The organism is Sphaerisporangium sp. NPDC051017 (genome assembly GCF_040683095.1).
In the GTDB taxonomy this organism is placed as follows: domain Bacteria; phylum Actinomycetota; class Actinomycetes; order Streptosporangiales; family Streptosporangiaceae; genus Sphaerisporangium.
The window spans coordinates 121,582-134,701 of record NZ_JBFBCI010000002.1; the positions used below are offsets into that span (position 1 = coordinate 121,582).

Annotated in this window: 10 protein-coding genes; 3 read left to right on the forward strand and 7 right to left on the reverse strand. The window is 73.0% G+C overall.

All coding sequences use genetic code 11. The features are described 5' to 3' along the window. Window positions 1-125 precede the first annotated feature (125 nt). Window positions 126-686, forward strand: coding sequence for a hypothetical protein (locus AB0M95_RS03170; RefSeq protein WP_358522372.1), 561 nt, complete (start codon window positions 126-128; stop codon window positions 684-686). 12 nt (window positions 687-698) lie between these two features. On the opposite strand, the gene AB0M95_RS03175 is transcribed toward AB0M95_RS03170, so the two are convergent. The 3 genes from AB0M95_RS03175 to AB0M95_RS03185 all read right to left on the reverse strand — a co-directional run bounded on the left by AB0M95_RS03175 (window position 699) and on the right by AB0M95_RS03185 (window position 4,200). Continuing rightward, the gene (locus tag AB0M95_RS03175) at window positions 699-1,334 is read right to left on the reverse strand and encodes a hypothetical protein (RefSeq protein ID WP_363758668.1); all 636 of its coding nucleotides are present in this window, start codon (window positions 1,332-1,334) and stop codon (window positions 699-701) included. Between the two features lie 157 nt (window positions 1,335-1,491). After that, a complete protein-coding gene (locus AB0M95_RS03180) occupies window positions 1,492-2,553 on the reverse strand; it encodes a BadF/BadG/BcrA/BcrD ATPase family protein (RefSeq protein ID WP_363758671.1) in 1,062 nt (353 codons plus the stop codon). A gap of 81 nt (window positions 2,554-2,634) precedes the next feature. Then, entirely contained in the window at window positions 2,635-4,200 is a 1,566-nt protein-coding gene (locus AB0M95_RS03185; protein ID WP_363758674.1) for a family 10 glycosylhydrolase, read from the reverse strand. Window positions 4,201-4,537: 337 nt separating this feature from the next. Between AB0M95_RS03185 and AB0M95_RS03190 the strand changes: the two genes are divergently transcribed. Together AB0M95_RS03190 and AB0M95_RS03195 are read left to right on the forward strand one after the other, a co-directional pair. Beyond that, window positions 4,538-6,052: a glycoside hydrolase family 3 N-terminal domain-containing protein gene (locus tag AB0M95_RS03190; RefSeq protein ID WP_363758677.1), complete on the forward strand. Its 1,515-nt coding sequence runs from the start codon at window positions 4,538-4,540 to the stop codon at window positions 6,050-6,052. Between the two features lie 85 nt (window positions 6,053-6,137). After that, complete coding sequence (locus AB0M95_RS03195; protein WP_363758680.1) at window positions 6,138-7,046, forward strand: MurR/RpiR family transcriptional regulator; 909 nt, start codon at window positions 6,138-6,140, stop codon at window positions 7,044-7,046. Window positions 7,047-7,128: 82 nt separating this feature from the next. Here AB0M95_RS03195 and AB0M95_RS03200 read toward each other — a convergent pair whose 3' ends face one another. The 4 genes from AB0M95_RS03200 to AB0M95_RS03215 all read right to left on the reverse strand — a co-directional run bounded on the left by AB0M95_RS03200 (window position 7,129) and on the right by AB0M95_RS03215 (window position 12,986). Beyond that, window positions 7,129-7,296 carry a DUF4175 domain-containing protein gene (locus tag AB0M95_RS03200; protein ID WP_147268943.1) on the reverse strand — a complete coding sequence of 56 codons (168 nt, stop codon included), beginning with the start codon at window positions 7,294-7,296 and terminating at the stop codon, window positions 7,129-7,131. A 234-nt stretch (window positions 7,297-7,530) separates the two neighbouring features. Then, window positions 7,531-8,244 carry a hypothetical protein gene (locus tag AB0M95_RS03205; RefSeq protein WP_363758683.1) on the reverse strand — a complete coding sequence of 238 codons (714 nt, stop codon included), beginning with the start codon at window positions 8,242-8,244 and terminating at the stop codon, window positions 7,531-7,533. 238 nt (window positions 8,245-8,482) lie between these two features. Beyond that, window positions 8,483-9,544, reverse strand: coding sequence for a hypothetical protein (locus tag AB0M95_RS03210; RefSeq protein ID WP_363758686.1), 1,062 nt, complete (start codon window positions 9,542-9,544; stop codon window positions 8,483-8,485). Between the two features lie 310 nt (window positions 9,545-9,854). Beyond that, on the reverse strand, window positions 9,855-12,986 hold the full coding sequence (locus AB0M95_RS03215) for a DUF87 domain-containing protein (RefSeq protein WP_363758689.1): 3,132 nt from the start codon (window positions 12,984-12,986) through the stop codon (window positions 9,855-9,857). Window positions 12,987-13,120: the final 134 nt, after the last annotated feature.

Here is a 13,120-nt window from a genome sequence, read left to right on the forward strand (position 1 = left end):
GGTCCCGAGGGCCTTGCGCCGCTCATGCGCACCCCTGTGCCCGACCCTCCCGCGGATATCACAGATGTCGGAACTGGCCTGGTTTCGGGGGCTTTCCGGGAGCCGAGTGAGTAGAGTCACCGGCGATGGCTACACAGACGACGCACACGATCACCGTTCAGTGGGACGTCATCCCCGACGACGCCGACGACGTCGCGCTCGTCCACGACGGCGCGTTCCGCACCTACCGGTGCGCCTGCGAGACACCGCTGCCCGGACGGGTCGCCGCCGAGCTGCACGCCATGGAGACCGGCCAGTGCTCGGTCTGCCTCGGATCGGCCGACCAGGAGATCGTGCCCGGGTTCGTCCAGCGCTGCGCCGCGTGCGCCGCCACCGGACGCCGCGACGTCCAGCTCGTCTGGGAGGTCGCGCACGGCGAGGCGCGGGAGGTGATCACCACGGAGCTGGTCCGCGGCGTGATCGGCGACCACGCCGGCCCGTTCCGGCTGTCGCAGGTCGCCGACGCCGTCCGCGAGAGCCTCGCCCTGCCGCGCGGCCGCCTCCCCGTGGGCCCGCGCGTCCGGGACGTGCTGCGCGAGATGGAGGCCGCCGGGGAGCTGGTGATGCTGTCGGCCCCCGACGAGATGCTGCGCGGCCCGTCCGTGGTGCTGTACCGCGACCCGCTGTGGCAGCGGGCTTCGGCCTGAGGCGGCCGCGCCTCACACGCCGCTGAGGACGAGGACGGCCCACGAGGAGACCGCCCCCGTCACGGCCCCCGCCGCGACCTGCGCGAAGGTGTGGTGCGCCAACCGGACGCGCGCCCAGCACACCACCGCGACGACCAGCAGCCCGACGGTCAGCGTGGGCGTCGCGGGCAGGACGCGCGACAGCACCAGCACCGTCCCCGCGGACACGGCGGCGTGGAAGGAGATCTTCCACAGCAGCGTCACCGGCACGGTCACCGCCAGGCCCGCGAGCATCGCGCCCACCGTGGCCACCAGCAGCCGCGGCGCGCCGAGACCGGCCAGCAGGACGAGCGCGGCCAGCACCGCGACGACCGCCACCATCAGCGGGACCGTCCTTCGGGAACGGTCGACGATGTGCCGCGAGTCCAGCCGCCCGGCGCGCACCCCGAGGGCGATGACCAGGGCGGGGACGCCTCCGCACAGCAGCGACGCCACCAGCCCCCAGCGGAACCCGGCCCACCCGTCGGAGACCAGGCCCACCACCGGCGGCAGCCCGATCACCAGCACCTGCGGCGCGAAGACCTCGGTCACCCACCGGGCGACCCGGTCGGTGACCCCGGTGCCCTCCACGACCCCCTCGCCGGCACCCGGCACGCGCGCCCCACCCATGACACTCCCTGGAGAGATCTTCCGGACGTACGCACAGTGCCACATCTGAACCTATGGCCACGCCAAAAGCACTGTTCGGGGCGCGGCGGTGTTCTGGAGGAGGAGGGAGGAAGGGTGAGGAACGAGCCCTTCCGAGTGACGACGGAAGAACACCGCCTCAAGGGCGCCCCGAACCCGCCGAGCGGAGCGGGGCCGTGGACGCAGCCAACAGGCGGCGGTGGGCGGCTTCGGCGGCGCCGGGGGCGGGCTCGGGGGCGGCTCTCAGGGCCAGGGCGGCGGCGCCGGCCGCGCCGTCCAGGGACAGGGCGAGCGGGCGTCCGCGCAGCGTGTCCCGGACACGCTCGGCGACCAGGGTCGGCTGGGTGAGCAGCGACCCGGCGAGGACGACCGGCAGCGCGGGGTCCAGCGGGCCGACGGCGTCGAGGGTGGCGACGAGGCGGCGGGCGGCGTCGTCCAAGATGGCGAGCGCGACGCGGTCGCCCTCCCGGGCCGCGGCCTCCACGACCGGGCTGATGATCCCGAGCCGCGCGGGCTCGTGGTCGTACACGGCCGCGATGTACGCCTCGATCAGCGCCTGCTCCGACCGGGGAGCGGCCGCGGGGGCGCCCTCCAGGGTCGCGAGGACGCGCTCGGTGAGGACGGTGGGGGCTCCGCGCCCGTCGAGGGAGGCCAGGGCGGCCTGGACGGCGCGGCGGCCGATCCACACGCCCGAGCCCTCGTCCCCGAGCAGCCAGCCGTAGCCGTCGCACCGGCGGGCGATGCGCCGGTCCTCCATGCGCGCCGCCACGGCGCCCGTCCCCGAAAGGATCAGGCCGCCGGAGGGCTCGGGCGTCGCCCCGGCGAAGGCGACCACGACGTCGGGGACGACCTCGGGCAGGCCGGGCAGCCCGGCGGCCCGCCACGCCGCGGCGGCCAGCGCGCGCGCCTCCTTGCGGCCGGTCTCACTGGCGCCCGCGAGCCCGAACACCCCGCCCACCACTCTGCCCGCCACGTCGCCGGCCACATCACCGGCGGTCTCACCGGCCGCGCCGGGACGGACGCCGGCCAGCGCCTCGGCGAGGGCGCGGGCCAGGTTGCCGCCCGGGTCGCGCGCCGAGCGGGGGTTGGCGCCGCCCGCCCGTCCGCGGGAGAGGATCTCGCCGCTCGTGGTGGCGATCAGGCACCGCGTGCTCGTCCCTCCGCCGTCCACGCCGACGACCAACGGCTCAGCCTCGCTCATACGTCTCCCCTGCCCGGTCGTGCCCGGAAGTATGGGCAGGCGAAGATCTTCGCCGCCCGCGCCTCACCGGCCGGCGGGCCCCTACTCGGGCTCCCAGGAGACGGGTTCGCTCTGGCGGTTGGCCCGGTCCAGGGCGGTCACGTGGTAGCGGGTGCCGGGCCCCGCCCCGGTGTCGGTGTGGCGGGCGTGGCGGGTCCCCGGCAGCACGGCGATCAGCCGGCCGGGGTCGCCGGGCCCGTCGGTCCGGTACACGGCGTACAGGCGAGGCGCGGGGTGGCCACCGGCGTGGAAGGTGATCTCGGTGCCCGTGTCCGTCGACCGGACGGCCCTGAGGACGGGCGGGGCGGGCGAGGGGCCGTCGGCGAGGCGCGGGAGCAGCGGCGGCAGCGCGGGCTCGGCGTAGTGGTCCTCGCACAGGCGGCTGGTCGAGCCGCGGCGGTCGGCGCGCAGGTCGCCCGCGCTGTAGTAGACGTCTCCGCCGATCAGCGGGTGGTCGCGGTCGAAGGTCAGGTGCCGGGACAGCTCGGCCGGGTCCTGCCAGGCGCCGGTCTCGCCGGGGGCGCAGGCGCGGTAGGCGGCCTGGCCGATCCAGAGCTGGGTGCCCGTGCCGTCCACGACGCGCGCCCACCAGGGGGCGAGCACGGCGTAGTCGGCGGCCCCCGGACCGATGTGCCAGTAGAGCTGCGGCGTGACGTAGTCGAGCCAGCCCTTCTGCACCCAGCCCCGCGTGTCGGCGTACTGGTCGTCGTAGGACTGCAGGGCGGTGGTGGCGGATCCGCCGGGGTCGGAGGCGCGGTTGCGCCAGACGCCGAAGGGGCTGATGCCCCACATCGCCTCGGGCTTCGCCTCACGCACGCGCTCGGCCATCTCCTGGACGAACCGGTCGACGTTGTGCCGACGCCATGCCGCCCGGTCGGGGAAACCCTTGCCGTGGCGGGCGTAGGCGGCGGCGTCGCCGAACTCCTGCCCGTCCACGGGATAGGGGTAGAAGTAGTCGTCGAAGTGGACGCCGTCGACGTCGTACCGGACGACCGCGTCCATGATCGCCTCCTGGACGAAGGCGCGCACCTCGGGCAGCCCGGGGTTGTAGTACAGCCCGCCCGCGTAGCGGACCCCCCACGCGGGATGGCGGCGCAGCGGGTGATCGGCGACGAGCCGCGCCGGGTCCGCCTGGAGCGATACGCGGTAGGGGTTGAACCACGCGTGGAAGGCCAGCCCGCGCGCGTGGGCGGCCTCGATCATGAACCGCAGCGGGTCGTACCCGGGGTCGCGTCCCTGGACGCCGGTGAGGTACTGCGACCAGGGCTCGTGGCGCGAGGGCCAGAACGCGTCGGCGGTGGGCCGCACCTGTACGAACACGGCGTTGAGGCGGCGGGCGGCGGCGAAGTCGAGCCAGGAGGTGAACTCCGCCTTCTGCTGCTCGGCGGTCAGTCCGGGGCGTGACGGCCAGTTGTCGTTGTCGACGGAGCCGATCCACATGCCGCGCATCTGGCGCGGGGCGGTCAGGACCGGGTTCCGCGCGGTGGCGGCCTTCCCGCGGGTCCCGGCGGGACCGGACGCGCGGCCACGCGCGTGGGCGAGGGGGATGAGGGCGGCACCGGCGAGGCCGCCGAGGACGGCCCTGCGGCTGATCGGCTTGGAGTTCACGTGTCCTCCCATGGGATCACCGGCCGGGCCGCGTGACGGCGGACTCCGGGCCGGAGTTGGCGGGGGGTTTCACTTTGCGGGAGCGCTTCGAAGAGAATCGTCATCAGGCCGTGACCTAACCAAGAGCCGATGAAGGAAATCTTCATAGAAGATACGCCAAATGTCGAATAGTGCCACATCGGTGGCAAAGTTCACACGACGCCCACCGCGTCCAGACCGGAAAGGATCTCCACGCCCGCGACGAACATGCCGATCACGAGGGCCGGCCCGGACGCCGGCCACAGCGCCCCTGACGACCCTGACCGCACGCCACGCCCACCCACCGGAAGCGCCGCCCATGCCGCACCCCACGCGCGAACCGCGCAGCCCCGACCTGGACCGTCTGGCCGCCACCGTGCTCCAGCCCGGTTTCGACGGCACGACCCCGCCGGACTGGCTGCGCGCGCAGCTCGCCGAGGGCCTCGGCGGCGTCGTCCTGTTCGCGCGCAACATCTCCCCGGACACCGCCGGCCTCGTGCGGCGCCTGCGCGCGGAGAACCCCGGGGTCGTCGTCGCCGTGGACGAGGAGGGCGGCATGATCACCCGCCTGGAGGCCGCGTCCGGCAGCTCGTGGCCGGGCAACGCCGCGCTCGGCCTGCTGGACGACCCGGAGCGGACCGAGCGCACCGGCGCGGAGATCGGCCGCATGCTCGCCGCCGTGGGGATCACGCTGAACTACGCCCCCGACGTGGACGTCAACGCCGACCCGGCCAACCCGGTGATCGGCGTGCGGTCGTTCGGCGCGGACCCGGCGCTGGTGGCCCGGCACGCGGCGGCCTGGGTGGCCGGGCACCAGAGCGCGGGGGTGGCGGCCTGCGCCAAGCACTTCCCCGGCCACGGGGACACCGTGACCGACTCCCACCTCGCCCTCCCCGCCGTCCACGCGTCGCGCGACCTGCTGGAGCGGCGCGACCTGCCGCCCTTCCGCGCCGCCGTGGCGGCCGGGGTCCGGGCGATCATGTGCGGCCACCTGCTGGTGCCGTCCCTCGACCCGGACCTGCCCGCGACGCTGAGCCGGCGCGTCCTGACCGGTCTGCTGCGCGAGGAGCTCGGGTTCGAGGGCCTGATGGTGACCGACGCGATCGAGATGCGGGCCGTCGCGGCGCGCATGCCCCAGACGGAGATCGCCGTACGGGCGCTGGCCGCGGGCGCCGACGCCGTCTGCGTGGGCGCGTCCTCCCCCGGCGGCGAGAACGTCGTCGCGCTGCGGGAGGCGATCGTCCGCGCCGTCCACGAGGGGACGCTGGCGGAGTCGCGGCTGGCCGAGGCGGCGGGCCGGGTGCGCGCGCTGGTGGCCTGGCACGAGGCGGCCCGGGCGGACGGCGAGGCGGCCCCCGTGCCGCGCGACCCGGCGTACGGGGTGTCCCGGCTGGGGTTGGAGACGGCGCGGCTCGCCCTGCGCGTCACGGCGAGGGCCGAGGGGGTGGAACGGCCGGTGCTGACCCGGCCGCCGCGGGTGATCGAGATGACGGCCCGCCCCCACCTCGCGGCCGGAGGCGCTCCCCCGTACGGACCGGCGGAGGCGCTGGCGGCGCTGCTGCCCGGCACGACCCGCGAGACGCTGACGCCCGAACGGCACGACCTCCCCGTCCTGGACGGCCCGAGCCGGGCGCCGCTGGTGGTCGTGACCCGCGACGCGCACCGGCACGCGTGGATGCGGGACGGCCTGCGGCGGATCGTCCGCCGCAGGACGGACGCGATCGTCATCGAGATGGGCCTGCCCGGCTCCCCCGCGGGCGCGCTCTACCTGGCGACCAGCGGCGACTCGCGGGTCACCGCGCTGGCCGCCGCCGAGTGGCTCACATCACGGTGAACCATCGGCAGGGCCGCTTGAGGACGATGGAGCGGTCCGATAAGACCAGGACTGAGTAATGTGTCGGTAACAGAAAAGGACCCCCATGATCGACCCGCAACGCTCGACCCCGGAAAACCTGGTCGCCCGGGTGCGGGCCGTGCTCCCCTCCCTCACCCCGTCCGCCCAGATCATCGCCCGGCTCATCCTCGACGACCCGGCGACCGTCGCCCGCAGCACCATCACCGAGCTGAGCGCCGCGTCGGCGACCAGCGAGGCGACGATCGTGCGCACCGCGCGGGCCCTCGGCTTCTCCGGGTACGCCCAGCTCCGGCTCGCGCTCGCGGCCGCCGCGGCCACCAACCGCCAGGGGCCTGACCGGCTCGTGCCCGGCGACCTCGCCCCCGACGACCCGCTGTCCGACGTGATCGCCAAGGTGACCCGCGCCGAGGCGCAGGCGCTGGAGGACACGGCCGCGCAGCTCTCCCCCGACCTGCTGGGCGAGGTCGTCACGGCCATCACCACGGCGCGGCGGATCGACGTCTACGGGGTCGCCGCCTCCGGGCTGGTCGCCCAGGACATGGCGCAGAAGCTGCTGCGCATCGGCCTGTCGGCGCACGCGTTCACCGACGCGCACCTGGCGCTGACCAGCGCCGTCCTGCTGAGGCCCGGCGACGTCGCGGTCGGGGTGAGCACGACGGGCGAGACGCCCGACGTGGTGGAGCCGTTGCGGCGCGCGGGCAAGGCGGGGGCGGCCACCGTCGCGATCACCAACAACCCGCGGTCCTCGCTCGCCGAGGTGTGCGGGCACGTCCTGATCTCGGCGGGCCGTGAGACGGCCTTCCGCCCGGGCGCGCTGGCCAGCAGGATCAGCCAGTTGCTGATCGTCGACTACGTCTTCGTCGGGGTGGCGCAGCGGACGTCGGAGGTGTCCAACGAGGCCCTGCGCACGACCCGCGACGCCCTGGACCACTTCGTGTCGGACTCGCGGCAGCGGGGCCGTAAGGCCTGGTAGGCCCCTCAGGCCCCGCGCCGGCGGAGGCGATCGTCCAGGAAGTCGTCCAGGACCGGTCCGAGGCCGACGCGGCCCGCGGGGGTCACCCGGCGTCGCGCGAGCGGAGGATCTTGGTCAGGGCCATGACGGCGAGGGCGACCACGCCGATGATCAGGGCCCACTTGACGAGCCCGGCGATGAGGCCGAGAACGCTGCCGAGGAGGAAGAAGCCGACGATCACGGCGGCGGCGATAAGAAGAATGCGTCCCATGGCATTCACGCTAGGCCGCCGGGACCTCCGGCGATACGGGCGCGGGCCGACTTCAGGGAGGAGTCAGGGTCGGCCCTGAGGCCGCGCCGGGGGTGTCCCCGCCGGGAACCCCGCCGGCCCTGCCGGGCGTACCGCGGGCACTCCGCCGGGGACCACTCCGCGGCAATGCCTTCGGGAACGCCGGCGGGCCGGCCCCTCGCGCAGGGGCCGGCCCGCCTTTCGTGACCCGAGTTCCTAGAGGACCGCGCAGCCGATCCGCACCGGAACCCTGGCCGACCAGCGGCCGGAGACCACGTCGTACGCCTGGGCGTAGCCGTTGGCGGGACGGCCGGGGCCCGAACAGTCGAAGACGCCGGTCTTCTTGCCGAAGCTGCCGCCCACGAACCCGCCGTGCGCGGCGGCGGTGACGGTCCCGGTCCAGAACGTGCGGCCGGTGTTGTAGCGCAGGTAGAGCTTGACCTGGCCGAAGTTGTAGTGGTCGCCGCTCAGCTTGAGCCGCGGGATGTCGTCCACCGAGGTCGTGGTCGAGGTGCCGTCGCCGTTGTCGCGCGGCGGGACGGTGTACCGGTTGATCCACAGGCGGGCGGAGACCTTACGGCCGTCGGCGGCGGCGTTGTCGGCGCGGGCCTGGGAGCGGATGGCCGGGGTGACGCAGACGTCGTCGCCGCTGAACGCCTCGCGCCACACGTAGCCCTGGACGCAGGTGTGCGGGCCGAAGGCGCCGGAGGTCCACCGGCTCGCGGCGGCGGCGTTGTCGTTGCGGGTCTGGGTGCGGACGCCGGAGGTGACGCAGACGTGGTCGGAGGGCCGGGCCTCGCGCCACACGTAGCCCTGGACGCAGGTGTCGGGGCCGAAGTCGCCGGTGGCGGCGGACGCGGAGGTCGCGGGGACGGTGACGGCCAGACCGGCGATGGAGGCGGCGGCGAGACCGAGCAGGGTGCGCTTCATCTTTCTTCTCCTGAGGGTGAGTGCTTCCCGGTCCGGTCGGTGCCGCCGGGGGCCTTGCACGCTCAGTTAACGGAGGGCCGCCTGCACGTTCATTGACATCCGCTTGACCCCGCCGCCGCAAGGCGCCTGCAAGTCGCTCAAGCGCCTCGCGGCGGGCCGCGGGGCCGTCCGGCCGGTGCGGGTGCGGACACGGGGGTGTGGACGGGCCCAGAGGGCTCGAGCTCAAGCGGGGGACGGCTCAGACGGGGACGGCGAAGAGGGCTCTGCGGCCCTTGAACTCGGTGACGCTCCAGAGCTGGTTCTTCTCGGTCCAGCAGGTGAGGTCCTCCGGTCCTACCGGGAACTTCCTCACCTGGGCGGTCTGCCCGTCCGGCACGACCAGCAGCGAGCCGTTCGCCGTGGAGGACGCCGCCTGGCTGAGGTACCACTTCCCCCTGTACGACAGTGCCCCCTGGATCTTCGCCGCGGGCAGCGTCAGGGCGTCCGCGGCCACCGCCGTCCCGTCCGGGCCGGCGACCGGCGTGCCGTCCGCGGCGAGCGGCCAGCGCGCCACCCGCCCCACCACGCCCGGGTCCTCGGCCGGGTCGACGTACTCGCCGGAGACCAGCGTGTGCGGGGTCGTGCTGCGGTCGACGGCGGCGAAGGAGAACCGGGCCGTGGCGGTGGCCGCCCACGCGTCCACCTGCGGCATCACGTACCGGTACCCGAACGCGTGGTACCCGCCGTTCCGCTTGCCGATCTTGTCGTCGTCGCCCTTGACCTCGAAGACGCGCCGGGTGTCGAATACGCGCATCCCGCGCGAGGTGTCCGCCACGTAGATCAGATCGCCGTACCAGGCCACGCCACCCGCGTGGATGTTGATCGCGGCGTACGAGCCGTCCGCCTTCGGCTCGACCAGCAGGACGTGCCGGTACTTGCGGGTCGCCGGGCTGAGGAACGACAGACGCACCCCGCGCTCGGTGGACGCGCCCTCCGGCTTCCAGTACCAGCTCACCACCAGCGCCTGGACGTCCTTGCGGCCCGCCTCGGAGGACGAGGCGACACCCTGGGGATACCAGTCGGCGGTCTGGTCGTCGCCCTCCTCGAAGCAGTACCAGTCGGCGGGCTTGGGGTTCATGGAGCCGAACGCGGACGTGCTCCCCTTGCGCACGGCCGTCCGGTTGGCGTCGGCGAGCACGGTCTTCAGGTCGCGGGCGGGCAGGGCCTTGGCGAGCGTCTCGACGGCCTTCGGGAGGTCGCGGGTGTTCCGCCGGAGCCGGAACGGCCCTGGGTCCGTGGCGGTCATGCGGCTCGCTGTCATGCGGCGCTCCCGTCGCGCGTTCGGAGCGAGGAGTGCGCCGCCGCGGCGCCGGGCCGCGCCTACCCCGCTCGGCCGGTGATCGATCTCGACAGTCTGCCGCAGGAGCGGAATATCCGCACACGTAATGACCTATCCGGCACTGAGGACCGCCGCCGCCTCGCGCCGGCCCCGAGGGTCGCCGCTCATGCGTCGCGGGCGTCTGCTGCAACGTGCCGAGCAGGCGCCCGCTCCGCAACCGTATGGGTAGGCGCTTAACGTGAGACGTGCCGCGCGGTCATGAGTGGTACCCGCCGGGAAGGAGGCGGGGGCGTCAGGCGTCGGGCTCCTCCAGGGACCTCCTCGCGCGCTCGATCACCTCGTCCCCGGTGAGCGCGCTCTTCGGATGGTGGCTCAGGCACAGGGAGGTGCGGACCTTGCGGAACCCGCCGCCCTCCAGGGCCGCGTAGAACTCGCCGGTGCCGAGATGCCCCACGTCCGCGACGGCGCCGCCCTTGGCCCGGGCCAGTTCCGTCGCCGCCGTGATCTGCACGGGCGCGTTCAGCAGACCGAAGAACTGCGTGGCGGCGTTCCCCGGGATCCGGTTGTGCAGGCCCTTCGGCGCCTGCGTCGCGAACACCAGGCCCAGCCCGTACTTGCGCGCCTGCGACGCCAGCGCCAGCGTGCTGTGCGTGCAGGCCGTCATCGCCCCGGACGGCGCGAACGTCTGCGCCTCGTCCATGACGAACAGGCCGCCCAGGGGACGGTTCCCGGCCGGGTTGCGCTTGATCCACGAGAACAGCGCCATCTGGAGCTGGTTGACGAACCCCTGCCGCTGGCCGTCCGAGGGCAGCCCCGCCAGGTTGACGACCGAGACGCGCGCCCGCTTGCCCTTCGCCGGGGTCAGCAGCACCCCCGGATCCACCGGAGTCCCGGTGCCGCCGAACAGAGGGTCGATGACCATCGCGGCCGTGAGGTTCTCGGCGATGTCCGCCGCCAGCTTCTCGGCGTTCTTCAGCTCGCTGACGCCCTCCGGCAGCGCCGCCATGACCTCGATCAGGCCCTTCAGGCTCGTCGGCCCCCGGCGCGCGTAGTACACGAGGGCCTCCCGGAGCACGGCCAGGCCCTGGTGCGCCTTCGCGGCGCCGCCGACCAGCTTGGCGCGCGGGGCCAGGGACTCGACGGCGCTGTCCACGGCCTCGCCGAACTCGTCCGGGTCGTCCACGACGCCGCTGAAGTCGGGCAGCGGCTTGAAGGTCAGCGGGCGTCCGGCGTCGCGGCGCGGTGTCCAGACCACGACGTCGGTGTTCTCCAGATACTCCTTGGCCTTGGCCGCGTCCCCGGGGGCCCACTGCGGCGGGTCCTCGGGCCACGCGTCGCCCAGGCGGGCCAGGTCGTTGTTGGGGTCGAGGACGATCGACGAGACCCCGTTCAGCGCGCACTCCTCGATCAGCCGCCGGATCAGCACGGTCTTCCCGGACCCGGACCCGGCGAAGATCACGGTGTGCTTGCGCAGCGCCTCCAACTCGATCTCGACCGGCGCGCCCTCGACGAACGTGGTCCCCAACGTCACCACGGAACCGACCGCAGAACCGGTCACAGGATCGGCGACAGAATCGGCCACGGAGCCAGCCACGGAGCCGACCGCAGAACCGGCCACGGCTGCCGAGTGCAGCGGGCCCACGCCTTCCAGGGCCGTGGCGCCCCCGGGGCCGAGCCCTCCCTTAGGTGGGCGAACCGCACCCTTTCCACCCTGGCCGCCCTCCCCGTCCCTACCGTCCGCCTCGCCCGAGTCCCCGGTCGCGGCGTCGTCCCGCCGTGCGTCCGGAACGCTCCAGACCTCGGCGAGCGCCTCGGTGAACAGCTTGACGTCGTCGGCGGGCTTGCGAGCCAACAGCCAGGCGGGCAGATCCGGCGCGTTCTCGGCGAACATGTCCCGCAGCGCGGCGAGGGTCTTCAGATCCTCCTCGTCCACCGGAAGCGTCCGCCCCCCGGCCCGCTCGAACTCCGCGACCGCCTCCTGAGTACGTTGCCCGCCCGACCAGTCGCCGTTCCGCAAGATGAACAGCCGCCTCGCCTGGGACCCGCTCATCAACCCCGCTGCCACGGACGCCGTCCGCAGACGGTTGAGCGAGGCGAGGGCGTTCCGCGATGAAATCGCACGAAACGCCCAGTGCGCCTCTTCCTCGGACTCCTCGTTCAGGGTACGCCGAAGCCGCGCGTGCAGAGGCGGCTTCGCACTCGGCGGCGCATCTTTACTGAACTCCCGCCCCGCGTCCCCTTGCCCGGCGATCCAGGCGGCCAGCCCGGCGGACAGCAACGCGGGCATGACCGCGTCCTCGGACTCGAACTCAAGAGCCGATGCCACGGCAGCGGCGCCCTTCAGTTCAGCGAACCTCACGTCCATCGCGGTCAGGTCGGGTGTGTCGATCACGCGAGTGGGCGTGTCGGTCGGGCCGATCGGCTCCGTCAGATACTCCAACTCACGGACTTCGTCGGCGACCAAGCACGCCCGGACATGCCCGTCGATCTTTATCAGAAGCTGGCGGACGGTAAAGTCGGGCGCGTCATCGAAGGCGGAGGGTTTGACCGGCCACGTGGGATAGGGGGGCCGGAAACCAACGGACTTGAAACGGCTTGCGAGCCGCTTCTCGACCAGTTCTCGCCCGATCTTGGCGTTGGGAATGGAGTGCAACTGCGAGACCTCGCGGAACCGATCTCGCACGCTGTCCACGGCCAACGTCTTGATGAGCGTCCACGACGTAGGCAGACAGGACAGAACCGTGAGCGCACGACTTGTGTACTCGCGGAGCGACATCAGCCCACCCGCGATGTGTTCGATCGCGAGAGCCTCTCGCCAGTCGTATTCCGATCCCATCTTCGCGGCCATCGAGGTCTTCGTGATGAGGCCGTCGACCTGATCGACGGCGATCACCGATGGACCGGTCATCGCCAGCAGGCGGAACACATCCTTGACGATTTCCTGCGGGGACTTCTTGCCTCTTCCTATCCCCCAGGCGGCGCGCTCTCCCAGCTCTTCCTCGGGCTGAGACGACAAGTAGGAGGTGCCGATGTCCTGTGCGTGGAAATTGTTCGAGGCGAGCAGCACGAGAGCGCGTAGGGTGTCCTGGGTCTCACGACCTATCCGGTCGTCGTAGCGGCGCAGCGCGTCGACGAATCCGTCCAGCGCCCCCTTGGTCAACGCCGCGTGCCCGAACAACTGGAGACGCTCCAGGCGAGACACACCGACGAGCGATGAGAGCTTGCGCATGGCTGCCCTGAGTTGGGTGTCAGCGTCTGCGTCACGTGCCAGGCTGTCCAGCATCGACACCAGGACGCTGCCCCAGAAGTCCCTGGCATCCAGAAGGCGGACCAAGAAGAAGTAGCCGCCTTCTTCCTGGATCTTCTGCCGCACCCATCCGACCAGGTGAGTCTTGCCCGACCCGCGCTGCCCTTGAACGACCACCCCTATCGGACTGGCTGTGACGCTACCGCCGGCTTCTGCCATCCCGTCGAGGATCGCCTGAGCCGTAGCACGGTGCAGACCGTCCACATGGAATTCGGATGGGCGCCACACATCGTCGTCGCCCTCGACGTAGT

Excerpts from the sequence above, each read along its gene's own strand:
- AB0M95_RS03170 (WP_358522372.1), top strand. The coding sequence starts at position 126 with ATGGCTACACAGACGACGCACACGATCACCGTTCAGTGGGACGTCATC.
- AB0M95_RS03175 (WP_363758668.1), bottom strand. The coding sequence starts at position 1,334 with ATGGGTGGGGCGCGCGTGCCGGGTGCCGGCGAGGGGGTCGTGGAGGGC.
- AB0M95_RS03180 (WP_363758671.1), bottom strand. The coding sequence starts at position 2,553 with ATGAGCGAGGCTGAGCCGTTGGTCGTCGGCGTGGACGGCGGAGGGACG.
- AB0M95_RS03190 (WP_363758677.1), top strand. The coding sequence starts at position 4,538 with ATGCCGCACCCCACGCGCGAACCGCGCAGCCCCGACCTGGACCGTCTG.
- AB0M95_RS03195 (WP_363758680.1), top strand. The coding sequence starts at position 6,138 with ATGATCGACCCGCAACGCTCGACCCCGGAAAACCTGGTCGCCCGGGTG.
- AB0M95_RS03200 (WP_147268943.1), bottom strand. The coding sequence starts at position 7,296 with ATGGGACGCATTCTTCTTATCGCCGCCGCCGTGATCGTCGGCTTCTTC.
- AB0M95_RS03205 (WP_363758683.1), bottom strand. The coding sequence starts at position 8,244 with ATGAAGCGCACCCTGCTCGGTCTCGCCGCCGCCTCCATCGCCGGTCTG.
- AB0M95_RS03210 (WP_363758686.1), bottom strand. The coding sequence starts at position 9,544 with ATGACAGCGAGCCGCATGACCGCCACGGACCCAGGGCCGTTCCGGCTC.